The 24,869-nt window shown below is 71.9% G+C and carries 16 protein-coding genes; 3 read left to right on the plus strand and 13 right to left on the minus strand.

Annotation, left to right across the window (positions count from 1 at the left end):
• Positions 1–5: 5 nt before the first annotated feature.
• From ACIRVH_RS21980 to ACIRVH_RS22040, 13 genes are read right to left on the minus strand one after another with little or no spacing between them, the layout of a single operon-like run.
• A complete protein-coding gene (locus ACIRVH_RS21980; RefSeq protein ID WP_403955804.1) occupies positions 6–542 on the minus strand; it encodes a phage baseplate assembly protein V in 537 nt (178 codons plus the stop codon).
• A gap of 33 nt (positions 543–575) precedes the next feature.
• Complete coding sequence (locus ACIRVH_RS21985; RefSeq protein WP_403955806.1) at positions 576–1,715, minus strand: hypothetical protein; 1,140 nt, start codon at positions 1,713–1,715, stop codon at positions 576–578.
• On the minus strand, positions 1,708–2,070 hold the full coding sequence (locus ACIRVH_RS21990; protein WP_403955808.1) for a hypothetical protein: 363 nt from the start codon (positions 2,068–2,070) through the stop codon (positions 1,708–1,710). Before ACIRVH_RS21990 ends, ACIRVH_RS21985 begins: the two co-directional genes overlap by 8 nt.
• A 10-nt stretch (positions 2,071–2,080) precedes the next feature.
• On the minus strand, positions 2,081–2,767 hold the full coding sequence (locus ACIRVH_RS21995; protein ID WP_403955810.1) for a hypothetical protein: 687 nt from the start codon (positions 2,765–2,767) through the stop codon (positions 2,081–2,083).
• Positions 2,764–3,471 (minus strand): hypothetical protein, encoded by a 708-nt coding sequence (locus ACIRVH_RS22000; protein ID WP_403955812.1) that lies wholly within the window; start codon positions 3,469–3,471, stop codon positions 2,764–2,766. Before ACIRVH_RS22000 ends, ACIRVH_RS21995 begins: the two co-directional genes overlap by 4 nt.
• Positions 3,472–3,512: 41 nt before the next feature.
• Complete coding sequence (locus ACIRVH_RS22005; protein WP_403955814.1) at positions 3,513–10,058, minus strand: DUF4157 domain-containing protein; 6,546 nt, start codon at positions 10,056–10,058, stop codon at positions 3,513–3,515.
• Positions 10,055–10,339: a hypothetical protein gene (locus ACIRVH_RS22010; RefSeq protein ID WP_403955816.1), complete on the minus strand. Its 285-nt coding sequence runs from the start codon at positions 10,337–10,339 to the stop codon at positions 10,055–10,057. The genes ACIRVH_RS22005 and ACIRVH_RS22010 overlap by 4 nt, the downstream gene beginning before the upstream one ends.
• On the minus strand, positions 10,330–12,300 hold the full coding sequence (locus ACIRVH_RS22015) for an ATP-binding protein (RefSeq protein WP_403955818.1): 1,971 nt from the start codon (positions 12,298–12,300) through the stop codon (positions 10,330–10,332). Before ACIRVH_RS22015 ends, ACIRVH_RS22010 begins: the two co-directional genes overlap by 10 nt.
• A 36-nt stretch (positions 12,301–12,336) precedes the next feature.
• Entirely contained in the window at positions 12,337–13,236 is a 900-nt protein-coding gene (locus ACIRVH_RS22020) for a DUF4255 domain-containing protein (RefSeq protein ID WP_403955819.1), read from the minus strand.
• Between the two features lie 60 nt (positions 13,237–13,296).
• The gene (locus ACIRVH_RS22025; protein WP_403955821.1) at positions 13,297–14,040 is read right to left on the minus strand and encodes a hypothetical protein; all 744 of its coding nucleotides are present in this window, start codon (positions 14,038–14,040) and stop codon (positions 13,297–13,299) included.
• On the minus strand, positions 14,033–14,761 hold the full coding sequence (locus tag ACIRVH_RS22030; RefSeq protein WP_403955823.1) for a hypothetical protein: 729 nt from the start codon (positions 14,759–14,761) through the stop codon (positions 14,033–14,035). The genes ACIRVH_RS22025 and ACIRVH_RS22030 overlap by 8 nt, the downstream gene beginning before the upstream one ends.
• Before the next feature lie 33 nt (positions 14,762–14,794).
• Positions 14,795–15,319 (minus strand): phage tail protein, encoded by a 525-nt coding sequence (locus tag ACIRVH_RS22035; RefSeq protein WP_004003113.1) that lies wholly within the window; start codon positions 15,317–15,319, stop codon positions 14,795–14,797.
• A gap of 34 nt (positions 15,320–15,353) precedes the next feature.
• Positions 15,354–17,213, minus strand: coding sequence for a phage tail sheath family protein (locus ACIRVH_RS22040; protein WP_403955825.1), 1,860 nt, complete (start codon positions 17,211–17,213; stop codon positions 15,354–15,356).
• 584 nt (positions 17,214–17,797) lie between these two features.
• Here ACIRVH_RS22040 and ACIRVH_RS22045 point away from each other — a divergent pair.
• Genes ACIRVH_RS22045 through ACIRVH_RS22055 form a run of 3 tightly spaced genes read left to right on the plus strand, consistent with a single transcriptional unit; the run spans position 17,798 to position 24,868 of the window.
• Entirely contained in the window at positions 17,798–18,652 is an 855-nt protein-coding gene (locus ACIRVH_RS22045) for a DUF4132 domain-containing protein (RefSeq protein ID WP_403955827.1), read from the plus strand.
• Entirely contained in the window at positions 18,649–23,649 is a 5,001-nt protein-coding gene (locus tag ACIRVH_RS22050; RefSeq protein WP_403955829.1) for a hypothetical protein, read from the plus strand. Before ACIRVH_RS22045 ends, ACIRVH_RS22050 begins: the two co-directional genes overlap by 4 nt.
• 49 nt (positions 23,650–23,698) lie before the next feature.
• Positions 23,699–24,868: an AAA family ATPase gene (locus tag ACIRVH_RS22055; RefSeq protein WP_403955831.1), complete on the plus strand. Its 1,170-nt coding sequence runs from the start codon at positions 23,699–23,701 to the stop codon at positions 24,866–24,868.
• Position 24,869 lies beyond the last annotated feature (1 nt).

Raw genomic sequence — 24,869 nt, forward strand, 5'->3', positions numbered from 1 at the left:
GTTGTCTATCGCTTGGAGAGGACGGTCAACTGGCCCTCGTTGATGGTCACTTCGCGGCCGCGCAGGACGACCTCGGCGCCCGCGCCGGTGGCGATGACCACGGCTTCCTTGGTGATGCGGATGTAGGCGCCGCCCTGGGCCTGGAGGAGGATCCCCTGCTCGGCGCCGGCGGTGTCGTTCATGACGATCTTGTGGGCCTGCGGGGTCTGCACGACGACCGGCTTGTTCGCCGCGTTCGCCTGCAGCTCGCGGCGCGCGTCGGGCGGCAGCTCGGCAGCGTCGCCGTACCAGCAGCCGGTCCACACGGGGAAACTGGGATCCCCCTGCTCGAACTCCACCCATACACCCGCGCCGGGCGGCGGCACCACGAACTGGCCCGCCTGCGGTCCGGTGAACGGCAGGCAGGGCAGCGCCCAGGTGGACGGCTCGTCGCCGAGAACGTCCGGGACCTCGGCCGTGATCCGGCCGATGTGCAGCGGATCGTTGTTGTCCACGACCCGGCCGCGGAACTTGCCGAGGTAGCGATTGCTGGGTGCCGCCATGCTGAACTGCTCCTGGTTCTTCGGTGGTTCGGGTCAGGGCCAGACGCGGTCGTCGCGCGCCTCGAGCCCCTCCCGGGAGAGGGTGAAGTTCTGCTGGAACGAGCCCGGGCGCAGGTTGTGGGTGACCGACTTGACGAAGTAGTCGCCGTCGTAGGCCCGTCCGGCGCCGCGGACGCCGACGAGCCGGCGCGGCTGCAGGAGGTAGCCGTGCCGGTTGACGTCGAGCGATCCGGAGCCCGAGACGACGTCGGCGGAGACGGCGGCCCGGGCGAGGAGTTCGGCCTCGGCCTGCTCGCGCTGCTGCTTGGCGGTACCGGCGAGGGTCCGGCGCTTGAGGGCCGGGGTGGGCCGCCTGCCGAGCGGCGGGCGCAGGGGGCTGATCGGCGGCTGGGGCAGGAGGGTGGCCTGCCGGGTCCCCGGGTCCTGCCAGCGGGCCTGCGGCTCCTCGCGTGCCGTGCCGTCGTACGCGAACGTCAGCTGGTCGACGGTGGTGTTGGCGTCCATGTTGACGTTGAGGGCGTGCTGCCGCAGGCCGAGCCGGACCTCCGGGCCCCAACGGGCGGACGACTGACCGGGGTTGGGCCCCGGTTCCAGGTAGAAGGTGTAGCCGTTGGCACGGGCCAGCTCGGTGACGTACTGCAGGTCGGTACCCGTCTGGTAGTGCACGCGGAGGTCCTGGTGCGGGGGCTGGGACACCTTCTCCGTGTAGACGTCCGGCCGGATGCCGTAGTCCGAGTACCGGCGCAGGATGGCGAGGACGCGCTCGGACGGGGGCAGGTTGGGATAGCGGGCGGTGCGCTCCTCCAGGTCCATGAGCAGCGTCAGGTCCTCGCCGGTGACGGTGAGGGTGGAGCGGCCGGGGATGTTGCTGGCGCCGACCTCCTGACGCACGATCAGCCCGTCGAACAGCACCTCGGGGGTGCCGCGGACACTGACGGCGAGAATGACGCGCGTCTTGGGATCGAAGAATCCCTCGGGCAGGAGGCGCTGGTTGATCAGCCCGCGCTTGGTGAGGTCGAAGGCGAACTGGAAGCCGCTGCGCTCCCCCGCGGTGGCGGTGATCTGGGCGGACAGCAGCGCCTCGGCGACCTCGGCCGGGACCGGGCGGGCCAGGGTGGGCCCCATGAGGAGCTGGATATGGACGGGGCCCTGCCGCACGGGCTGTTCAGACACGCCGCTCTCCCCGCGGGAAACCGCCGACCGACGGAATGCCGATGACACGCCCTGCCTCGTCCGTCAGCTCCCGCGGATCGAGCACGGGATTGGCGTCGGCTATCCGCCACCACTGTCCGGGGTCGCCGAGGAAGTGCTGCCCGAGCAGATCGGGACGCTCGCCGGCACCGACCGTGTGCGGCTCGGTCTCCTCGTCGAGCGGAGGCAGCAACCGCCGCTTGGTGTACCGGACTTCGGTGCCGTCGGCCATCCGGTGCACGCCGATCTCGGCGTCGTGGTAGCGGCTGGTGCGCGGGTACGGATGCGCCCCCGGTATGGAGTCCAGGGCGCTCTCGTAAGGCTCGGTGCCGGCCATGGCTCTCTCCTCATCCCCTTCCGGTCATGAGTCCGACACCGCCGAGGCCGAGGGCGCCCAGGCTGCCGCCGCGCGCCGCGGCCGCGAGCCGCTCCTTCTGCGCCAGGTGCGCCATGTACAGGTCGGCACCGCGGTGCCCGGCGGGCAGGTCGCTCACGGTCAGGATCTTCATCCCGATGCTCAGCGAGGCCCGGATCGGATTGAGGTTGACGTCGAAGGCGGACTCGTTGACGGAGAGTTCGGTGAGCCGGACGGGCATGACCCGCTTGCTCCCCCAGGTGAACAGCGTCAGCGGCATCTCGATCGGGCTGATCTCGATGCTCCCCTTCTGCGTCAGCTTGCTCGCGGCCCGCAACTGCGCGGTCGTCGGCTGCACCAGCATCTCCAGGGTGGCGAGCTGCGGGTGGATCCCGTCGGGCGCGGCGATCTCCAGTTGGTCGGTCGCGTCGATCTCGGCGGTGAACTTCCAGGTCTCCTGGGCGGGGCCCTTGAGCCGGAGCGCCTCATTGCGATCCCCACTGCCGGTTCCGCCGCCTCCCGCGTCCCCACCGTCACCGGCGGACTGGGGCGCGATGCTGCGCTCCAGGGTGTCCGGGTTGAACTGCAGCACGATGATGCGCTGGGGGGTGCCGGTGTCGGGGTCCACCACGACTATGCCGGAGCGGATGGGTTTGGGAATGTCGGCGTAGCGGGTCACAGGCGTTCCTCAAGTCGGGCCCGCAGCGGCGCATAATCATGCTCGGGGAAAAGTTCGGGAAACACTTCCAGCATGCGCGTCAGATAGGTGCGCGCAAGATGGAACCCCGCGTCACTCAGGCGGACGTCTGTGTACAGGTACTGCCAGCCATAGGTGCCCTTCGTGAGCAGCAAGGCATCAAGATACTGGCAGTACGTGATGTCCATCCTCAGATATCCCGGGGGATAGGGCTCCCCACCAATGTCCGCAACGTCATGGAACCAGATCTCCAGCGGGCTGACATTCGGCTGCATGCGAATGAAGGACATCATCCCCGCGCCAGACCGAGGCGTCATGTCGAAGTGTCGAAGCTCTGCCAAAAATTGACGCTGGAATTCCGTGGCGTCATCCAGCGGCTCCGGCCCTTCGAGCTGGTCGAAAACGTCATAGAAATGCAGGATTCGATATTCTCCGAGAATCTCGGGCAGGCCGCCCGTGGTCGACCACTGGGCGCCGAGATCCATGAACCGGAGTGCGCATGAACCAAGGTCCCCGTCAAGACGGACCTCATCCCAATCCTCGTTGTGCTCGTAGAGGGGGAGCAATTCTTCAAGAGGCTCCCCAAGTTCGTCGCAGCTTCCACAGGTGGCATCGAGGAACGGGCTCCTCTGGATAGCCGCAAGCACCGCCGCGTGCCGTTTCTCGTTGACCGTCAGGTCTGCCATGCCTTCCGACCTCTCCTCGGGGATCCAGGTTGATTCCGTGATCAGAAAGTGATGAGCCCGTCAGTGTAACAATCCTTTACCTTGTCCATTTTCTTGTCGAGGTTGGCTATGGGCCTACCCTGCTTCGACCTGTACGTCGCCAGCTTCGCCTTCATGTCGGGAATATCGAGGAAAGTCTTGACCCCAGGAGGAGTTTTGCCACGCTGCTCCATGATGGCATCCATGAACATCCTTGCCGGATGCCGCAGGGCGCGTTTGATGTCCATTCGGGAGTCCCTGTTGATATTCATGGGGTTGTCGTCCTTGGTGGGGGACGTGGGTGGTGGATTGAAGTGCTTGTCGGCGCTCTGACCCGACTTGGCCGCTGAAAGCTTCATCCAGTCCGACCGCTTCTCTCCCGATCCGCTCCCTATCTTCTTGTACAAACCCCATTCAACATGGAGAAGGCTCGGGAACCCCTTGGGGAAATTCCCGTTGTACTGCGCTGGATACGGCAGGCTCGTCGGCCCCTTGTAACGCTCCAAGCGGGCGGTGTACCACCCGGGAATCGGAGGCTGTCTCGTGCTCAGCAAACCGAAGGCTTTGGCCGCATTTTTCTCGATAGTGTAGTAAAAATTGGAATTATCTGAGTTTCTGCCAGGAACGAAGTTGGACGTCTTTGCGGGGCCCCCAACCTCGCGAGGGATGAGGTGCATTCGGTCCCACTGGGGCCTGGGGCCAGACCCGTAGAGAACATCCAGGTAATCGAAACCAACGGTGAATTCCTGGTTGGGCTTCCTCCCGAAGGCGCGGGCGAACTCGGGATTGACGTACTTCGCAGTTGTCTCCGCTGCCGGCGGCACGTTGTTTACGGGGGCAGGCGTGATATCGGGTTCCGGAAGTTTCTGCTTCACCAAGTAATCGACGAGATCCTGTGAGAAACCGTAGGTGACCCGCATGCTCGGGTTGAGGGTTGCTTGAATATCGAACTCCCCCGCACCGCCCTCCTTTTCCAGACGCGTCAAGCGATACCAATCACGCAGCCCGGAAAGAAGCGTCAAGAGATCTCCATCCGGAATTCCTGACCCGAGGCGTTTCCTGATCATCGGGCGAATGCGGGCCACGATCTTGCGAAGCCGCTCCTCCTTCGAGTCCTTCGAGTCCTCGTCGTTCTTCCGCCTATTCTTGTCCGTCTTGCTCTTAGGTCTGCCTGGCCCTGTCTTGTCCGGCCGCTTCCCCGGTCGACGCGGACCGTGCTCGCCGGGCTCCGGCTTGCGTGGCTTGTGCGGCTTGCCGTCATTGTCGTCGTGCTTCGGCCTCGTCGGATCGTCTTCTTTGCCGCCCTTCGGCTTCTTCGGCCGATCGGCGTCCTTGTCCGACCCAGGCTTGGCCGCGCGTTCGTCGCTCTTGGGCCTATTCGGTGTGTCCTCGGCCTCCTTCGGCCTCTTGGGAGCATCCTCGGGCTTAGCCCGGTCCGGCTTTTTGTCGGCGGGAGTCTTACCATCGCCCCGAGGCTTGGCCGGTTCGTTCGGATCCTTCGGCTTGCCCGGGGTTTCGTCCTTGTCCAGCTTCGGCTTCGGCCGAGGTTCCGGCTTCGGCTTCGCCTTCGCCGGCGGAGTGGGACGCGAGTCCGGCTTGCCGGCGGGCTTGTCGGTCGGACGGGCGGTGCTCGGCTCGCCCGCCTTCGGCCGGGTGGGCGTGTCCGTCTCGCCGGTCGTGGGCTTCCTGCCGGCGCCTTCGGCGTCCTTCGGCCTGCCCGGGGCCGCGGCCGTGTCCTTGGGACGTGTGGACGCCGCGGGCGTGTTCGTCGGGCGCCCGGCCGGAGCGTTCTCGGCCGGCCGGTCCCGGCGCGGCGCGCCCGACTCGTCGGCTCCGCCGACCGAGGGCCTGCCCTCGCCCCGTCCTTCCCTGCCACCCCGCCCGAGCTTCGCCGCCACACCCTTCAGACGCTTGCCCACCTTCGCGACGTACTTGCCGATGCCGTCCAGCAGTGCCTGGTAGGCCAGCTCCAGGAGGGCGACGATGCCTGCAGCGACCGCCTTGGCGAACAGGAGGCCCGCGCCTCCCTGGCGGACCGCACGCAGCCAGGCCAGGACCGCGCCCATGGCGCGCAGGATCTCGCCCAGGGCGCCGATCGCCGTCCGGATCGCGTCGATGACGGCCATCACCCAGCCCGCGCCGGGGATCAGCTTCGCGATGACCTTGGTGATCACGATCTCGCCGATGATGAACGGGAGCTGGGGCACCACGGCGTCCCAGGTCTCCTTCACGATCCGTTCGAGCGAGAAGCCACCCTTGACCAGCTTGTCGATGATGGCCCTGGGTACGCCGATGATCTCCTCGATCTTCGACTGGAACCACTGCTTGACGGCGGACTGGACCTCGCGGAACAGGTGGTTCTTCGCGCCGTCCACCGCGGAGTTCTTCGCGCCGCTCAGCCAGCCGCCGGGGTCGTCCAGGAAGTCGATCGCGATCATCATGAACTCGCCGAGCGCACCCAGGAGTTTGGAGGCGTAGTCGAGGATCGTCCTGACCGCGTCGATCACGGACTTGATGACGTCCATGAGCATCTTCTTGAGGATGTTCAGGATGTCGCTGAGCATCTTGGCCAGGGCGTCGAGCAGATCCGAGACGATCCGCTTCAGCTGTGCCGCGAGCCTGGTGACGAACGCGATCGCCGCCGCGATGAGGTCGGTGATGAACTTCCTGATGCGGGCGGCCAGTTCGATGACGGCCCGGACCATCGCCTTGGCGAACTCGATCAGGTCGTTGATCAGGTTCTTGACGGTGTCGACGATGAACTTCCGGGCCTCGTTGATCCAGCGCTCGACGGTCTCCTTGAAGTTCTTGATGAAGCCGACGACCGCGTCACGCGCCTCCCGGATGATCCGGACGATCGCGTTCTTGATCTCGATGACCTTCTCTTTGATCCAGTCGAAGGCCTTCGTGAGCCAGTTGCCCGAGTCCTTGGCCGCACCGTCCGTCTTGTTCTTGGCGTCCGTCTCGGCCTGGTCGCCCTTGTCCTTGATCTGCTTGTCGCTGTCGGTCTTCTGCTTCGAGACGTCGTCGTCGGTCTTCTTCTCGCGGTCCGCGACGTCCTTGCGGAGCTTCTCCGACCGATCGGTCTTCTTGCTGCCGAGCTTCTGAAGCTCCTGGTCCTGTTCCTTGCGCCAGTCGGTGCGCTGTGACGTGACCTCGTCGAGGGCCTTCGTCCGCTGCCCCGTCTGTTCCCGCGTGTTCTTGCCGATCTCGCCGTCGACCTGCTGCTTGTGCTTCTGCTGCGAGTCGCGGAAGTCCTTGTCCTTGGTCTGGCGGCTGTCGGACATGCCCTTCTGGCCCTGGCTGAACGCCGCCTGGAACTCGGGCCCGCGGTCGTGCTCCGCCACCGCGGACGCCGCGTCCGGGGGCACGGCGCCGGTGGACGCCTTGCCGGGCGCGGCGGCCTTGGCGCCGTCCGCGCCGGGCACCTTGCCCTTCAGCTGCTCCTGGGGGGCGTCGGGGTAGACCTGGTCCTCGCCCATCCCACGGCCGGAGTCGTCCCGAGCGGTGTCGACGGTCTCCTGGCCCTTCGCGTCGACGGCGGAACCCTGTTCGCCGGTCGTCTGCTCCGCGGCACCCTGCATCTGCACGCCGGGCGCGTTGCCCGCCTGGGCCTGCTTGAGGGCCTCGTCCTTCGTCGGCAGCCCCGCGAACTTGGCCGCCAGCTCCTGCTTGTCGACCTTGAAGCCGAGCTTCTCGGCGAGCCAGCCGATGCCGAAGCCGAGCGCCATCTTGAAGGTCTGCCAGCCGCTCGGCTCCTCGGCCTTCTCCGCCTCGATCTGGCCTTCGGGCTGCTTCGCCCCAGTGACCTCGGCGTTCTCCTGCTCGGGTGCCTCCGACTTCTGCGCCGGGTCCTGCGAGTACTGGGCGGGTGAGTCGGTCCTCGGCTTGCCCTCCAGGGTCTGCGGCGCGCCCGCGGGACGCTGCATCGAGGGCGGCGCGGCAGCGAGCTGTTTGTGCTCGTCGCCGACGCTGCGGTCGACCGAGCCGCCGACCCCGCCCATCGCCTCCAGCGCCTGGTGGGGCTTCAACCGGGCGGCCGTGCTCAGCCCGGCCTCGGGCGAGACCTGGGAGAGGTTCGGGGCCGGCCCCGAGTCCTTCTTCCCCTTCCCCTTGCCGGCCGGCTTGCTGGCGACACCGCCCCCCGTGGCGCCGGAGGTGGCGGGTGCCGACTTCGGGACCATGGTCCTGGGTGCCCGTTCCTCCGTCGGCGCGGGCTCGGCGTCGGCTGCCTTGGGCGCGGGCGGCTCGGATGCCGGGGCGGGGGCGGTCGCCCGTGTGGGAGCGGGCTGCGGTGCCGCGCTCTGCTCGCTCGGCGTACGGTCGGCCTCGGGCGCGGCCCCGCTCTGCGACCCACTGGTGGAGCTGCCGGGGCGGTCCGCGTTGGATCCGCCGGTGATGTGGGAGTCGCGGGCTGCCGAGGGCGACTTGGCATCGTCCGTGCGCTCGGTTCCGGCGGCCGCGGCAGCGGGGGCCTGCTGCTGCTCGTTCTTCGGCGCGGGCGCAGCGGCCGTACCGCCCACCGCCTGCGGGGAGCTCTTCTCCTGACCGGCTGCCGCCCCGTCTCCCGCGGCCGGAGTGCCCTTCTCCTGCTTGGCCGCGGTCTCCTTCGCGGCCCCGCTCTCCTCCGACCTCCCGCCGTCCTGCGCGCCGGGCGCCTGCTGCACCGTGGTCTGTGCCGTGACCGGTCCGGCCTTCGGATCGTCTCCGCGCTTCGGGTCCTTGGAGACGGTACTGGTGTCCGCGGGAGTGGTGACCGCCAGGTCCGCACCGAGATCGGCGAGCAGGGTGTCACCCGGTCCGCCCTCCGTCTCGCGGGACGCGGAGGACTCGACAGCCGCTTCCTCGACCGTGTCGTCCTCGGACTCCCCCTCCGCTTCGGCCGCCGCGTCCTCCGCGTCCTCGGCGTCGCGCTCGGCCTGCACCCGGTCGGCCTTGGTCAACGGGGGTGCGGGGAAGTCGGGGAGCGACGCGCTGCCGGGCGTGGCGTCCTGCCTCGTGTCCGCCGTCGGAACCCCGGACAGCTCGGGGTCCTGCTCCGGCAGGAAGTCCTCCGGCTGGAGCTTGGTGTCCCAGGCGCTCGCCTCGCCCCCTCCGACCTCCACCTCGGAGGTGCTGTCGGACTCGGCCGCGTCCTCGTCCGCCGACTCCTCGGGGCCGTCGAGATCCTGGTTGCGTACGCCGTCCAGCCTGCTCGACGGAGCGGGCAGCTCGGTGTCGCGGCCCACCGTGGGCGAAGCGGTCGGCTGCTCCGCGCCGCGCTTGTCCTCCGTGACTGCCTGCTTGCCGGTGACGAACTGCTCGGCGGCGCCGGGGCGGTTCCGGGCGGCGGACTCCTCCGCGGCGGCCGTGGGGGCGCCCTGCTGGTCGCCCGTCTCCTTGGCGCCCTCTTCCTTCTTCTGCCCCTGGTCGGCTCCCTGGGCCTGTGTCTTCTCCTCGGCCTGCGCGCCCTGACCGCCCTGCGCGGTGGCTGCCCCTCCCGCCGGTGCGGCGGCCGTCGCCTCCCGCTGCCCGGATCCCGCGGACGACCGGGCGCCGCCGCCCGCCCCGGAGCCCGACTGCTGCCGCTGCTCCTCGCGGGTGCCGCCGTTCCCCGGAGTGCTTCCGGGTGCGCCCTCATGGTCGGTCCGGTCCTTCTCCGGACCGGGCGCGGTCTGCGGCCTGTCCTTCCGGGCCTGCTCCTCCGTGTCCCCGCGCCGGGCGGTCTCCCGCTCGGCCCGGATCTCCTCGGCCGTGTCGGGCTCGATCTCGGGAGCGTCGTGGGCGTCGCGCTCCACCCGGTCGTCGGCGAAGTCGTCGTAGGCGTCGATCTCGTCGACGAGGTCCAGCACGCGGTCCTGTTCGGAGCCGAGCAGCCGGTTCTCCAGCCGGTCGAGGACCTGGTCGAGCAACTCCTCGGGCAGCCCGGCCAGTTGCTTGCGGGTGCGCTTGGACAGGTCCTCGGGGTCGCCGCGCAGCGAACGTACGACCGAGTTGGCGAGCCGGTCGACGAGGGTCGCCGGATCGATCGCCTCCGTGCGCCTGCGGTCCGCGTCCAGGGTGGCGTACCGCAGCCAGCCCGGAGTGGCCTGCCCCTCCTCCACCTCGGGGGCGGACTCGGCCCGCTCGGGCCGTACGAGGTCCTGTGCGGCCGCCTCCGCCTCCCGCTCGATCGCCTGCTGCGGCAGACTCACCGCCCCCGGCTCACGCCCCGCCCGCAGCGCCCCCAGACCGTGCGGGTTCTGCACGGTGTGCAGCAGCTCATGGGCGAGCAGCCGCCGGCCCTCGTCGGTGCCCGGCTTGAAGGCGCCCTCACGGAAGAGGATGTCCTGGCCGACGGCCACGGCGTCCGCGCCGAGCAGCTGGGTGAGCTGTGCGGCGTCCCGGTCGGTGTGCAGGCGCACCCGGCTCAGGTCGTGGCCGAGCTGCTCCTCCAGCTCGCGTCGCACGCCCGGGTCGAGGGGCTGTCCGGCGCCGCTGACGATGTTCTTCGGTTCGGCGGCGCGGGACTTGGCGGCCCGCTCCTTGCGCTTGCGCCGGCGCTGTTCGGCGCTCTGCTCCGCGTTCTCCTGCTGTGCCTGGGAGCTCACGGCGTCACCTCCCCGTGGCCGCTGAGTCCCTCGTGCACCGCGCGGGCCAGTTCCTGGCCGAGCCGGCGTGCGGACAGCCCGGCGGGCAGCGGCGCGAGGCCGGTCAGCGCGTCGACCGTCAGGGCGCCGTGCGCGGCCAGAGGTACGCCGTGCAGCCTTACCAGCCGGGTCAGCTCGCGTTCGAACGAGGCCGAGACGTGGGCCGGGTCCGCGCGGAAGCCGTCGAGTACGAGTTCGCCGATCTCCACGCGGATCGCCGAAGGCCTTCTGCTCACACCCATCCGCGGACCTCCGTCGGGGTCAGCGAGCGCTCCAGCTTGAGGTACTCGGTACGGGCGGCCGCGAGCATGTGCCGCATCTGCAGCCGGTCGCCCTCCTCCGCGGCGAGGAACGCCCCGGACAGGGCGATGTTGCGGATGGAGCCGCCGGCGACGGTGAGCCGGGCGAGGAGTGCCGGGTCGATGTCCTTGACGGGGGCCTGCGGTGGCAGCACCCGGCGCCAGATCTCGGCGCGTTCGTTCTCGGCCGGGAAGGGGAAGTCGACCACGAAGCGGATGCGCCGCAGGAAGGCCGTGTCGAGGGCCTGCTTCATGTTGGTGGTGAGGATGGCGAGGCCCCGGTAGGCCTCCATCCGCATGAGCAGATAGCTGACCTCCAGGTTGGCGTACCGGTCGTGGCTGTCCTTGACCTCGCTGCGCTTGCCGAAGAGGGCGTCGGCCTCGTCGAACAGCAGGAGCGCGCCACCGCGTTCGGCGGCGTCGAAGACCCGCCGGAGGTTCTTCTCGGTCTCGCCGATGTACTTGCTGACCACCTGGGAGAGGTCCACGACGAACAGGTCGAGGCCCAGCTCCTTGGCCATGACCTCGGCCGCAAGGGTCTTGCCGGTGCCGGAGCCGCCGGCGAACAGGGCGGTGACGCCGAGGCCGCGGCGCAGGGTCGCGGCGAAGCCCCACTCCTGGTGGACGGTGGACCGCTGCCGTACGTGCGCGATGATCTCCCGCAGTACGGCCGTCTGCCGCTCGTGGAGCACGAGGTCGTCCCAGCCCGCCCTGGGCTCGATCCGGCGGCCGAGTTCGTCCATGCCGATGCGCGCCTCGTCCAGACCGGCCAGCCAGGCGAGTTCGGCGGCGTCCAGCTCGTCCTCGTGGGGCAGCCGGCGGCGTACCGCTGCCGCGGCGGACCGTACGACGTGCGGGGGCAGCTGGAACTGTGCGACCAGTGACCGGAGTTCGCTCTCCTCCAGGTCGGCGACGTCCTGGAACGCGTCGGACCAGAGCGCGAGTTGCTCGTCGTCGTCCAGGCGGGGCACGGGCACCCGCAGGCCGTGCGGGCGCTCGGTGCGCAGCGGGTCCTCGCTGGAGACGACGACGGGTACGGCGGCCCCGGCCAGGAACGCCTCGGTCGCCGCGCGCTGGTCGCGGTCCAGTTCGCCGGCCTCCACCAACAGCGCGGCCGGCAGCAGGATCGCCTCCCGCTGCCACAGCCGGGCCAGCCGGTCGCGTTCGACGGGGTCGGCCGGCACATCCTCGGCACTCATGGCGTACACCCCGAGCCCGCAGCGGGCCGCCGCGGCGGCGGCGACGTCGGCCCGGCTGCGCAGGTCGCCGCCGGTCACCTCGACCAGCAGCGGTGCGTCGGGGCTGCGGCCGTCCTCCGTCCAGCCCTCGGCGAGCCGGTTCGCGGCCAGGTCGTACGACGGCGGGAGCGCCTCCGGTGCCGTGGTGCGGCGCAGCCTGCCGTGCAGCCGGGCGTCCAGGTAGGGCGAGCCCAGCAGGAAGTGCAGGATGCGCTCGTCGAGGCGGAGCCTGGAGACGGTCAGCCGGGTCTCGTCCTCCAGTTCGACGATCCGCCAGCGCCTGAGCGGTGCCACGGGGGTGAGCGCGCTCCAGTGCGGCTCGGCCAGGGCGGCCAGCGCGAGCGAGAAGGTGGGGTACGCCCGCTGCGGGTCTCCGGCGGCCGCCGCACACCGGGCGGCGGTCGTGGGGTCGAGTTCGTCGGCGGCGGTGAGCAGGACGAGGTCGCGTTCGAAAGGGGTGAGACCGAAGCAGGCGACCAGGGCGTCGAGGGGTGCGGTGGTCTCGGGTACGGGTACGACGGCGGTGTCGGCGCCGGTGTCGCCGGACCGCTGCCCGGTGACGCGTGCCGCGTGGGCGTCGACGCGGGCCAGGACGCGCCGGATCCCGGCGGTCAGCGCCGTGCCGTCGCCGCTCGCGTCCGTCGCACCCGGCTCGTTCGTGCCCATGTGTTCACCTGCCCCCGTCGTGTCGCCCATGCCGTCTCAGTTCTCCGTGTCCTCGTCGCCGCCCGCCCGCGTTCCGGAGCCGGAGTCCGTCTCCTCGGCGGGCCGTGCGCTCTTCGGCGTCCGCTTCGCGGTCCGCGCCGGCTGCGCCGCCTTCCGTGTCCGGGCGGGTGCCTTGGCCGCGGTCCCGGCGACGGCCTTGGCAGGCGCCGTCTTCGCGGCCTTCCCGGAAGCGGGCTCTTCGGCGGGGGTCTCGACTTCCTTGCCGGGCCCGTCCGCTGACGGTTCCTCAGACCGTGGCTCAGTTCCCGGAGGGACCGGCGCTCCCGGTGCCCCGAACGGCAGCACCCGCACCTCGGGCCGTTCGACGGGCTTCGCCGGTGCCGGGGTCTCGCGGCCGTCGATGAAGACGAGGGAGGCCTGGTAGACCACCGACAGCGCGTACGGGGTCTGGTAGAGCATCCCCCACAGCTTCGACGTCTCGTCGATGTCCATGACCGACTGTGTGAACCGCACCCGCTGGGCCGCCTCGGCGAGGTTGCTGCCCGCCAGGTAGGGCTTCTCACCGGCGAGTTCGATGACGTCCTCGGGCAGGACGGGTATCTCGTGCAGGGTGCGCACCACCGAGCCGATGAGCCGCTGCCCGACCAGCTCGGTCTCGTCGCCGTACGCGGTGATCAGGTACTGCAGGTCGAGTGCGGCGGCGGCCCGGCGCACCAGCCTGCCGTCGGGCGCGCGGGTCGGCAGGTCGTTGTTGCGCTGCGAGGTGTTGGGGGTGACCTGGTAGAGGAAGACGGAGATGGTGGGGTCCGTCGGCGGCTCGGTGGGCGGCTTGCGCGGCTCCACCTTGACGGCCATGTCGATGTCCGGCTGCAGATGGGACTCGATCAGCAGGGCCAGGGCCTGGCTGACATGGGCGAGGGCGAGTGCGTTGCTCATGACGTCAGTTCCCCGGTTCCTCTCGTGTTGCCTCTCCCGTCACGCTCACTGCCGTGCGGCTCACTCGCGCCCCCGTGACAGGTAGTCCGCCAGGCTGAGGGCCGCTCCGGGCCGCTCCGCCGACCGCGGCGGCTGCCGTGGCCCGTTCCTCGACGGCGACTGCGCGGCGGTCACCTCCAGGCGGCCGATCTGTACCTGCACCACCTGTTCGGGCGCCTTCCCCGGCCGGCGTGCGGCGGCCTGCCGTACGGCCTCGCGGGCCGCCGTCGTGTCCGCGGCGCTCGGCCTCGGTGCCGCGGAAACGACGGTGGGGGGTGCGACGCCCGCACCCGGGGGGCTGGGTGCGGGCGCCGCGACCCGGTCCGCGCCCGGCTCCGGGCCTCCCCGCCCGGAGGTGCGCGGACCGGTCCTGGGCACCGGCAGCGGCCCGGGCGCCAGGGGCGCGGCGGGGCGCAGCAGTGGTGCTTCGGGCAGGGCTGTCGGTGCGGGGCGTGGGGCCTGCTCCGCGGGGGCCCGTTCGGTGCCTACGACGGTCCGCTCCCGTTCCGTGTGGAGGCGGAGCTCCGCGGCGGGCCGTGGCACGTCCCGGTCCGGGACGGGTGCGGGCGTGGCGGAGGGCCACGGCACGGAGTCCGTGGCGTCCGGGTCCGGGGTGCGGGCCCGTACCGCCTCGACACGTTCGAACGGACCGGCCAGTCGCGGCCGTACCCGGACGGCGTCCGGCCCGGGGGCGGTGTGCCGGGCGATCAGCCGGTCGAGGAAGTCGGGCTCCGCCTCGGGCGCCCGGGAGGAGGCGTCAGACATCCGCACACAGCTCCAGGTAGTAGCGGCGCCGCAGCGGGCTGAGCGCCAGGATCTCCGGCTCGCTCCAGCCGTAGGCGGTGGCGAGCAGATGGACGTCGAGGAGCAGGTCCCTGGCCCAGCCGTCCAGTTCGGTCCACAGGTAGGAGGCGATGTCCAGGTCGGCCCGGCCGGCCGCACCGCACTCGGGGCAGCCGACGCTGAGCGTGACGTCGGCGCCCGGGTCGGCGGCCTCGACGGCCTCGGCGATCCGCCGCTGCACCGGCGTGGGAAGGGCGTCGGCGGTCCTGGGCTTCCCGTCGTGCTCCGCCGAGACCAGGCAGCGTGCGAGCAGCGCGGCGCGCGGGTCGGCGGCTCGGGCCGCGGTCGTCAGGTCGGCGGCGGAGGGCAGCCGGAACATGATGTCCCAGCCGCCCTCCGACAGCCGCACGACCGTGTCCTCGGGTGCGCCGAGGGAACGGGCGAACTCCCCGGCGTCCAGCTCGAACTCCATGTCCGCGCCGCACGCCCGGCACTCCAGCCGCACCTGCATCCGCTCCCCGAACAGGGCGCGGCGCAGGGCGAACAGGTCGGACTCGCGTTCGCCGACCGGCACCGCGGGCAGCGCCGCGGCGTCGAGGTCCGGGCGCGCCGTGCCGTGCAGCAGCAGGGCGCGTCCGGTGGCCGTCTCGGCGAGCCCCGCCTCCCAGGTGGCCAGCAGCCCGGCCGCCCCGGTGATCGCCATGTGTTCCCCCCGGCTTCCTCACCTCGCTTCTGATCAGGCCGGGTTGAGGAAGGAGGGCTCTTCGGGCTCGGGCACCTCGTAGTCGCGCTCCCAGCCCTCGCACTCGAGCTTCAGCGACTGGATGGCCACCGCGTTGGCGTTGGCGTCCAGTTCGCCGAGGACCTGGTACTCGCTGGGCCAGGTCCGGTAGAGCTTGTGCGAGACGGCGACCTGGCCGGCCTCGTTGAGGACCTGTATGACGATGTCCTTGCGGAAGTCGGCGAGGGACACCTCGGAGCCGAGGCCCGCGCCGACCTGCCAGACCTTGTTGGCCCAGCGGTCGAACTCGGGGTCGTGGGTGACGCCGCGCTCCAGCGTGATGCCCTCGAACTCGGAGCGGCCGGGCGACTTGCGCGGGGAGGACGGGTCGCCGCCGTGGCGGTGCTTGACGACCTCGGTGGTGCGCTTCAGCGGACTGATCTTGCTGATGCCGGCGACCGTACGACCGTCCCACAGGACCAGGAACTTGAAGTTCTTGTAGGGGTCGAAACGATGGGCGTTGACGGTGAACTCTGCCATCGGATTCCTTCAGCTCTCCAAGATTCCCGTGGGCCTACAGCTCGAACTGCCCGGACGTCTGCTGGATTTTGACGATCACGAACTCCGCCGGTCGGACCGGTGCGATGCCGACCAGGACGTTCACAATGCCGTTCGCGATGTCCTCGTCGGTGGTGGTGTCGCTGTCGCACTTGACGAAGTAGGCCTCGCGCGGGGTGCCGCCCTTGAAGGCGCCCTGCCGGAAGAGCGTGTGCAGGTACGAGGAGGCGGCGAGGCGGATCTGCTGCCACAGGTTCTCGTCGTTGGGTTCGAACACCACCCACTGCAGGCCGCGCTGGAGGCTCTCCTCGACGTGCAGGGCGAGCCGCCGTACGGGCACGTACTTCCACTCGCTGTCGAGGGCGTCGGCGCCCTCCAGGGTGCGCGCACCCCAGACCGTCGGGCCGGTCAGCGGGAAGCTGCGCAGGCAGTTCACGCCGAGCGGGTTGAGCAGTCCGGTCTCGCGGTCGGTCAGGTTGACCGTGAGCGAGTGGACGCCCGCGAGCCGGGCCTCGGTGCCGGCCGGTGCCTTCCAGACGCCGCGCTCGGAGTCGGTGCGCGCGATGACGCCCGCGATCGCTCCGGAGGGCGGGAAGGAGCGCAGCCGCCCGGTGAGCGGGTCGGTGAGCTGCAGGTGCGGGAAGTACAGGGCCGCGTGGTTGCCGCGTACGGCGTCGAAGGCGGCGACGCCGGCCCGTGCGGAGTCCACGCTGACCCAGGTGCCGGGCGCGTCGACGAGCAGGAAGATCCGCCGCTCCTGGCACAGGCGCTGGGCGGCCGACACGACCGTGATCGCGTCCTCGGTCTTCTCGTACGCGGCCAGCTCGGGCAGGACGAGCAGGTTGACGTCGGCCACGCCGCGCAGTGCCTGGATGCCGGTCTTGTCGGCCTCGGAGCCGATGAGGTCGCGCGGTCCGGGCGCCTCGCCGTCCTCGCCGCCCGCCAGCGGGAAGACGGGCGGGTTGACGGAGGCCTCCAGGCCGAGGTCGTTGGCGCACTCGCCGAGGAAACGGACGACGTCCTCGGGATCGGTGGAGCCCGCGACCACCTGGATGCGGCGGCCGAAGGCGGTCACCTCGGCGCCCGCGAAGGCGTGCTTGCCCGGGGCGTCGGGCAGCGCGCGCAGCTTGCGCTCGAGCAGCAGGGCCAGTTCGGCCACGTTGCACGGGGCCTCGCCGTCGCAGTCGGGGTCGTAGAGCGTGAACTCGCGCTCCACGTCACCGATCTTGACGGTGAGGTCGACGGTCAGGTCGGGCAGCTCGTGCCCGAAGGGCTTGGAGACCGTCCCGGACGGGTCGGGGCGGCCCTCACCGAGCACCTCGACGCGGATCAGCCGGGAGCCGGCGTTGATCACGGTCTGTGCGTAGCGGCCGCCGGCCGGGTCCATGGACAGGCCGGTGAAGCTCTCGCGGGCCTCGCCCCTGGCGTCGTAGACACGCAGGTTGAAGGTTTCGTCGGGGCAGGGCGTGTCCTGGTCGACGGCCACGCGCAGGCCGTTGCCCCACACGCCGGGCTCCTTGGCGTGCACCTCCAGGACCGGGCTGTCGCTGTGGCCCTCGGTGGACTTGAGGGTGACACAGGCGGCCTTGCCGCTGCCGGCCTTGGTGACGCGGACGACGACGGCGACGGTGCCGCCGTTGCCGAAGAACTGGTGGACCGCGTAGCCGACGGCGCTGCGTGCGCTCAGGCCGCCGAAGCGGCGCTCGAACTCCGCGAAGCTGGTGACGCGTACCGGCTCGTTCAGCGGACCCCGCCGGGTGTGACCCACGAAAGCGGTCACCGACGTGGTCAGGGTCGAGATGGTGCGGGTGCTGCTGGGAAGCTCTTCGACGTAGACGCCGGGATACGTCGGCCTGGCGGCGCTCACCGCGCTCATCGGCTTTCCCCCTCCTGTCCCTGTCTCTCGGGCACCGGACGAAGGCACCAAGAGAGTGACAGCGGAGGGACATGTTCCGGATCGGTGCGGCAAACGGCCCCGCGCGACTGGACGACGGCGGCCGAGCGCACACCGCATCAGCCCCCCGTCGACGCCCGGACGGTCGGTGTCCGGGTCAAGCAGTGTGCTTGCGACTCCTGATGCTCAAGTGCTCAACCCACCTTGTTGTGCCGCGAGTTGAGCCAACAAGGCCTCTTCCGGCCAGGCAAGGAGAAGGTTCCGTGAAGGTCAACTCCCCGCCTTCGCACATCCTGCCCGCGCGCCCCCGACAGGTGGTGCACAGCTTCCCCACAGAGGGTGACGGGCCGTCGGAGGGCCGGGCCCTGACGACCGTGGCCACCTGGGAGGCAGCGCTCCGCCCGCCCGGCACGCGGATCCGGGGTCCCCGGGTCCTCCTCGACTCGTACACAATCCACGGTGGCCGGTTCCGCCAGGGTGCGTGTCTCCCGAGCGGCCGACGGCGTTGTCAGTGGCCTCCCCTAGAGTTCCCGTCACTTGATCACTGCACGTGCGGGGAGGCATGTATGGGGTGGGTTGCGGCGGGCGACTACGAGGTCGCCCTCGACGGCGGGAAGGTGGTGTGCCGCAATGCGGCCGGGCGCCGGCTGAAGTCCGTGCCCGCCAAGCTCGGTGACGATCCGGCGGTCGTGGGGCTGAGGCAGCTCGCCGAGTGGCTGGAGCGGCACGAGCGGCAATGTCTGGCCGATGTGGAGCGGTGGATGGTCCGCTCGCTTCCGGTGCCGTTCACGGTCGTCGCCCGGGTGTGGCCGGACCCCGCCTGGCAGGCCGCGCTGCGCGACGTCGTCGTGACCGGCGACGACGGACAGGTCGCCGGCTTCCTGCGGGACGCCGACCCCGAGCGCGGCCTGGGTCTCGTCGACCTCGACGGCGACACCGTCCGTATCTCCCCCGATCTCGTCCGCATCCCGCACCCGGTCCTCCTGGACGACCTGGAGGAACTGCGCGAGTTCGCCGTCGAACTGGGCGTCGAGCAGCGGGCCCAGCAGCTCTTCCGCGAGGTCTGGCACCGTCCGGCCGGCGTCGACGCCGAGGGCACCCAGGTGGAGGAGTACGCGGGCGGCTCGTACAAGGAACTGCGCTTCCTGCACGGCAGGGCCACCCAGCTCGGCTACCGGGTGCGCGGCGGACACGCCGTGTGCTCGGTCCTGGAGGACGGCCGCGGCATCGAGGCCCGCGTCTGGGTCGGCGACTACGACGGCTACGAGGAGACCGAGACCGGCGCGCTGGTCTGGTCCGACCCCGCCGGACGCGTGCTGAAGCTCGGTCAGGTCGGGGCGGTCGCCTGGTCGGAGGGCATGCGCATGGCGGCGGCGCTGTACGCCGGGCGGGACATCCAGGACGAGGAGCAGGCGGCATGACGGTCATCACCGGTTACGACGAGACCACCGCGGCCACGCTGCTGGACGCCGGCGCCGTACTGCCCCCGGGCAGCACCGCGCGCGAGGACGCCGACAGCCTCACCGTCCGCACCTACACGCACCCCGCCCTGGACGGCCGCCAGGTGGTCCGCCTGGTGCCGGGCACTCTCGGCGAGGCCGAGGACCTGGCGCTGGAGTTCCTGGGCCTCGCCCGCGAGCCGGAGGTGCCCGAGGTCGGGCAGGTGCGCAAGGAGACGCTGGGCTTCCCGGCCTGGGCGCTGGTGAACGACCCGGCGAACGGGCACCACGCGCTCGCCCTGGTCAAGGACGTCGAGCGGCTCGCCCGGCAGGCCAAGTCCCGCCCCGGCACGGCCAAGGAGGGCTTCGAGGCGCTCGGCGAACGGCTCGGCCGGGCCGTGCCGCACTTCCTGCCGACCTTCTACGAGCAGGCCGCGCGGGTCTTCCTGCAGCACGAGAACACCACGTACGCGGCCGCCTTCTTCGGCAAGGCCCGCGAGGCCGAGCGGGTGCACGCGCTCGCCGTGGACGAGGAGCGGCAGCGGGCGGTCTTCCTGGAGTTCGCCTTCGCCGGAGCGCTGACCGTCAAGGCCCTCAAGGAACACGTGAAGGACCTCGCCCGGCGGCTCGACCCGGCCGCCGCGTGGGCGCAGTTCCGGCAGCTGACGGTCGAGCGCTGCGCGGCCGGCATGCCGCCGTACGCCTCGCTGCCGCAGGACGCGCGCGGGCTGATCAAGGCGGCGGGCCTGGACCGGGACACCGAGGAGTGCGCCCTGGTCGCCGACCTGCTCGCCTCACCCGCCGCCGTCCGGGCGCCCGCGTCCTTCTGGAACTCCTTCCGCGCGGTCCTGCCGGTCCTCGCGGAGCGGCAGCCGGCCGTGCGGACGCGTCTGCTGGAGATCATGCCGGCCGGGCTGGGCCGGGAGGTCCAGGACGACGAGTTCTGGCTGGCGCTGCTCGCCGAGTGCGGGGCCGAGCGGCTGCTCACCGAGCAGGCGGCGGCCGAGGAGTACGAGGCCGATCCCGCGGACTGGCTGAGCCGCTGGGCCCTCTTCCGCAAGCACGGCGGGTCCTGGTCGCGCCGCTCGCCGGGCACGCTGGCGCTCGTCGAGCGGATGGCGCCGGGGCTGCGCGCCGCCGGGCGGGCGGTCGACCTGTTCACCGGCCGCTGGCACGCGGGCGCCGACCTCGACCTGCTGGACCTGTGCGTGGCCGAGGGCGTCCCGCTCACCGCGCCCGGCCCCGACGTGAACGTGTACCTGCCGCTCACCGACTGGCTGAAGGACACCCGGGCCGGCCGCCGGGACCTGGTGGCCGTCGCGGCCGACCCGCGCTTGCGGCGCCTGCTGCACCAGGCCGTCGAGCCGGTGGGCAAGGACTCCCGCAGTTCCGCCCTGCTGACGACGGTCGCCGCCCATCCCGTGCTGTCCGTGGTGCTGCGCGAGTGGCTGGACGAGGGCGCCGGGGAGTTCACGCGCGCGGTGGGTCTGCCCCGCGCCCGTGCCGCGCTCGACCGGCTGCGCCCCTTCCGCACGGTCGCCTCCGGGGCCGGTCCCGGCGCCGTCGCCCGCGTCGCCGGACACGAGGTGGCACCGCTGCTCGGCCGCACCCTGCGCGCCGGGATCCTGGACGAACTGGGCTGGGCCGCCCTGGACGAGGCGCTGGAGCTGCTCGACGCCGAGACCAGAAAGGGCGAGGACAACACGCTGACGCTGCACGAGGCATGGCCCGCGCTCATCCTGGTGCGCGGGCGCAGGGCGATCGTGGTCGGCCCGGACGGGATCCTCCTCGAACACGACCTGCGGCTGCCCCAGGAGCTGGACCGGTGGCAGCGCCCCCGGTTCCGGTACGTGGACGGGGAGCTGCTGGTGATGTGGCGGCAGGGCAGCAAGCAGCACGGCTACTGGTCGGCCCGCCCCACCGAGGTGGTGGAGCTCGGCGGTGAGCAGCTCTCGTCCTGGTGGTCCGGCAACGAGACGGACTCCGCCTCCGTCCCGCTGCCGGACGGCGGCCGCGCGACCGGCGGCCGCACCCTGCACGCGGGCGACACGGTCCTGCCCCCGAACCGCGCCGTCATCGGCGACGGCACCACGTACTGGCGGCAGGGCAGGCAGGGCCTGGAGACGGTCTGGCTCGAGTACGACCCGGCCACCGGCACGCACGGCCGTGCCTCCCTGCCCGCACTCCTGCAGGCGGGGATCCGGGACGAGACGTCCCTACTGCCCGGTTTCTGCGAGGTGCTGCCACTTCAGCCAGGGCTGGAGAACAGCCCGTTCGGCACCGACGGGACGGTGCTCGGCCGGTGGGTGCGTGTGGAGGGCAAGGGCGCCGAGGCCCGCAGGGCTGCCGGTACGCCCGACGGGCGCACGGTCTCCATGCCCGCGTCCTACGGCGGTCGGGCCGGCTCGGCGCCACTCGGTGCCCTGCGGCTGCCCGGCGGGGCCGAGCCCGTGGCCGCGCAGATGATCCGCCAGGTCGGCCTGTTCGCCTCCGACGACACCTCCGCGGACGGCGAGCTGGGCCGGGTGACGCCGAACGAGCGCGGCAGCGAGTTCGCCGCCGGAACCCGGCTGGTGCCGCCCCTGCCCTTCTGGCATGCGCTGCGCCCCCGCGACGAGCAGGGCTCGGCCGTGCTGCGTGCCCTGACCGACGAGCAGGCGGCCGAGCTGCTGCGGGTCACGGCGCTGGCGCTGGAGGGGCGGCGGCAGGCGCTGGAGCGGGCCGGTTCGGACGAGGCCGCGAAGGCCGCCGTGCCGTCCGCGGACCACGTCGCCCTCGGAGCCGTCGCCCTCGCCCTGCCCGGCTGCACCGACGGCCGGCTGCTCACGGGTGTCACCTCCCTGGTCCGGGTGACGCTGCGCCTCACCGAGTCGGCCACGGCGTTCGCGAATCCGCCCCAGGAGCGGCCGAAGAAGGCCGCCGAGGACGAGGAGATGTTCGCCGACTACCGGCCCCGGCACGGCGACGACCGCACCCTGAACGACGCGCTGTCGGGGGTGGTCGGCCTGTACGGCGGGTGGTACGGAGAGCGGTGGAGCGTGCTGCGCCAGATCCGGGCGGTGAACCACGTCCTGTCCGGCGGGGCCGCCGAGGGCAGGCGACTGCCCGACCGGGAGCAGCTCGCCGCGCCGGGCGACGGCTGGCTCAGCGACGAGCGCACCGTCCCCGGGATCGGCACGGTGTGGCCGCCCGTGCTGGGCGTCCTGCGGGCGCTCGCCCACCGGGCCACCTCGTCCGCCCTGTCCGACGCCCGACGGGAGCCGCTGCTCCTGCTGCTGGAGGCGGTCGCCGAAGGACCGCTGGCGACGGCCGGCGGCAACCTGCGCGAGATCGTGCTGAACGAGCCGCACGACAAGCAGCAGCGGGCCGGCCAGGTGCTGCGCCGCGACGGCCGTACCGTCGTGATCCTCGGCTGCCAGAGCATCGACAGCGAGCGGGACCGCGTGCGCTGGCTGGCCCTGGACCACGACCCGTCCGGTGCGTTCGGCGCGATCGCCCACTTCGTGCTGGAGAGCGAGGTCCGGCACGACACGGCGATCTCCGCCGAGGACCTCACCACCGTCACCCGGCTGGTCCGGGACAAGGGAGCCGCTCCCTGGCGGCCGGAGGCGCCCGAGGCGCTGGTGGCGGCGACGGACGGCGGGCTCGGCCCGCTGCAGGCGGCCGTGCTGCTGGCCGGCCTGCCGCAGTCGCCCGGCGCGGAAGCACTGGCCGTGCTCGGACTCAAGCCGCGGCAGTGCGAGTTCGCCGTCTCCCGGGTCAACGCCCTGGCGCCGGCGGAGCGCAACGCCCTCCTCGGCGCCCTGCTGCCCTCGGACCCCGCCGACCTGTGGACCACCGGACCGGACACGGCGGCCGCCGGCCGGGTCTGGGCCGAGCGTCTCGGCTCGCTCGTCCGCGTACCGGAGGAGCTCGCCGCCGACCTGGCCGGTACGGGCGCCGGATACGCCGAGGAGGTGCTCAACCCGTCCCGCACCGCCTGGCTCTCCCGCACCACGGTCCTGCGGCCGGACAAGGACGGCAACCTCGCCTGGGCGGACCCCGGCGCGATTCCCGGCCGGCACGAGCTGGCGGCCGCCGTGAACGCCCTGGCCGCGCTGGCCTACGTACTGCCGTACGGTCACCCGCTGCGCGCGGCCCTGCCCGAGGGGCTCGCGGCTCTGCGTCACCGGATGACCGATCCGGAGCTGCTGCTCGACCTGGACGTCGAGTGGACGGAGAAGGGCGGCTCGACCGCCGTCGAACTGCGCAAGGCGTACGGTCTCCCGGCGACCGGGGGCGCCGACGCGCACGGCCTCACCCGGGTCGGCGAGGCGATCGTCCTGCGCCCCTGGTACCGCGACACGGAGACGGTCCTGGTCCGCCCGGCCGCGCTCACCGGCCCCGACGACACCGTGTTCGGTCTGCTGGAAGGCCTGGTCGGCGGTGCGCGCGGGCACGGGCTGCGCATGCTGCGCACGCTCCTGGGCGACGACCTGGCCCGGGCGGTCCAGGCCGGCGCGGGCACCGAGGGTCCCTCGGGGTACGCGCAGGACCCGACCGTCACCGCGCCCGCGCTCGTCGCCGAGACCGCCGCGGCACACGGCCTGGGCGAGGACGCGGCCGCGCTCTACCTCATGCTGCTGGCCCTGCCCGACCCGACGGACCGCAACTGCGCACGCTGGACCGGCTGGAAGCCCGCCCGTATGAAGAAGGCCCGTGCGGAGCTGGCCGCGACGGACCTGGTCGTGGAGGCCAAGCGGCCGCGCGCCGGGCGGAGCCTGTTCCTGCCCTGCGGCTGGCGCGAGCTGAAGTCGCCCGCGCTGCCGGTGGAGATCTGGAAGGAGGGCCTGTATCCGGTCCTCGACCACCGGCGCGCCCTGCCCCTGCTGCCGGTGCCCGAGCTGTTCGCCCGCGCCCGGGACCGCGTCCGCGCCGGGGACGCCCCGGCCTACGAGGAGCTGACCACGCGGGCGACGCGCAGGGGGCGGCGCCGATGATCCTCTCCTCACCGACCACCACTCGCACCCCCCTGAAGGGCACCTGCCGATGACCACCGTCCTCGTCCCCGACGCGACCCGTCAGATCGTCCCGCCCGAGGACCGGTACGCCACCGAACTGGCCTTCCTCGCCGCCCACGACGCCGGTCCGCGCCCGCCCGCGTGGCGGCTCACGCCCCGGGCCGTCGTCACCTTCGTGATGGGCAGCGGCGGGCAGGCGCTGCGCCTGCCCGAGGACGCCGAGGTACCGGACGGGGTGCCGCGGCGCCTGGTGGTGGAGGGCAAGTTCGTCGGCGACCGGGCGCTGGTGGAGCGGTGTGTCGTCACGCTCGCCGGTGAGCGGGGCCTGCTGCTCGTCGGCGAGCCCGGCACCGCCAAGTCCATGCTGTCCGAGCTGCTCTCTGCGGCCGTCTGCGGAACCAGCGGCCTGGTGGTGCAGGGTACGGCGGGGACGACCGAGGACCAGCTCAAGTACGGCTGGAACTACGCCCTGTTGCTCGCGCAGGGCCCCAGCCGGCAGGCGCTGGTGCCGTCGCCGGTGCTGACCGCGATGTCCCGGGGTGCGATCGCCCGGGTCGAGGAGGTCACCCGCTGTCTGCCCGAGGTGCAGGACTCCCTGGTGTCACTGCTGTCGGAGCGGCGGATCGCCGTACCCGAACTGGCGGGCAGCGAGGAGGCTCTGGCGCACGCGGCGCCCGGGTTCAGCCTCATCGCCACCGCCAACCTGCGGGACAAGGGCGTCTCGGAGATGTCCGCCGCGCTCAAGCGCCGCTTCAACTTCGAGACCGTGGGCCCCATTCCGGACCTCGACGCCGAGACGGCGCTGGTGCGCAGCCAGGCCAGGGCGTCGGTGGAGCGGGCCGGGGCGCCCTTCCAGGTCGACGACGCCGTGCTGGAGGCTCTGGTCACCGCGTTCCGGGACCTGCGGGAGGGACGGTCGGCTGAGGGCTGGGAGGTGGAGCGGCCCTCCACCGTGATGAGCACCGCGGAGGCCGTGTCCGTCGCCGGCGCGCTGGGGCTGGCCGCGGCGTACTTCCCCGGTGACCGCGACGTCCTCGACCTGCTCCCGGGCCATCTCCTCGGAGTCGTGCGCAAGGACGACCCGGCCGACGCGGCCCGGCTGCGCGGCTACTGGGACGGTCCCGTCCGGCGCCGCGCCGAGCAGGGCTCCGCCACCTGGCGGACCCTGTGGGACCTGCGCACGGTCCTGGAGGGCTGAC

The organism is Streptomyces sp. NPDC101165 (assembly GCF_044768135.1).
GTDB lineage: Bacteria > Actinomycetota > Actinomycetes > Streptomycetales > Streptomycetaceae > Streptomyces.

Excerpts from the sequence above, each read along its gene's own strand:
- ACIRVH_RS22010 (WP_403955816.1), bottom strand. The coding sequence starts at position 10,339 with ATGGGTGTGAGCAGAAGGCCTTCGGCGATCCGCGTGGAGATCGGCGAA.
- ACIRVH_RS22015 (WP_403955818.1), bottom strand. The coding sequence starts at position 12,300 with ATGGGCACGAACGAGCCGGGTGCGACGGACGCGAGCGGCGACGGCACG.
- ACIRVH_RS22050 (WP_403955829.1), top strand. The coding sequence starts at position 18,649 with ATGACGGTCATCACCGGTTACGACGAGACCACCGCGGCCACGCTGCTG.
- ACIRVH_RS22030 (WP_403955823.1), bottom strand. The coding sequence starts at position 14,761 with ATGGCGATCACCGGGGCGGCCGGGCTGCTGGCCACCTGGGAGGCGGGG.
- ACIRVH_RS22045 (WP_403955827.1), top strand. The coding sequence starts at position 17,798 with ATGGGGTGGGTTGCGGCGGGCGACTACGAGGTCGCCCTCGACGGCGGG.
- ACIRVH_RS22020 (WP_403955819.1), bottom strand. The coding sequence starts at position 13,236 with ATGAGCAACGCACTCGCCCTCGCCCATGTCAGCCAGGCCCTGGCCCTG.
- ACIRVH_RS22040 (WP_403955825.1), bottom strand. The coding sequence starts at position 17,213 with ATGAGCGCGGTGAGCGCCGCCAGGCCGACGTATCCCGGCGTCTACGTC.
- ACIRVH_RS22025 (WP_403955821.1), bottom strand. The coding sequence starts at position 14,040 with ATGTCTGACGCCTCCTCCCGGGCGCCCGAGGCGGAGCCCGACTTCCTC.
- ACIRVH_RS21990 (WP_403955808.1), bottom strand. The coding sequence starts at position 2,070 with ATGGCCGGCACCGAGCCTTACGAGAGCGCCCTGGACTCCATACCGGGG.
- ACIRVH_RS22035 (WP_004003113.1), bottom strand. The coding sequence starts at position 15,319 with ATGGCAGAGTTCACCGTCAACGCCCATCGTTTCGACCCCTACAAGAAC.
- ACIRVH_RS22055 (WP_403955831.1), top strand. The coding sequence starts at position 23,699 with ATGACCACCGTCCTCGTCCCCGACGCGACCCGTCAGATCGTCCCGCCC.
- ACIRVH_RS21980 (WP_403955804.1), bottom strand. The coding sequence starts at position 542 with ATGGCGGCACCCAGCAATCGCTACCTCGGCAAGTTCCGCGGCCGGGTC.
- ACIRVH_RS22000 (WP_403955812.1), bottom strand. The coding sequence starts at position 3,471 with ATGGCAGACCTGACGGTCAACGAGAAACGGCACGCGGCGGTGCTTGCG.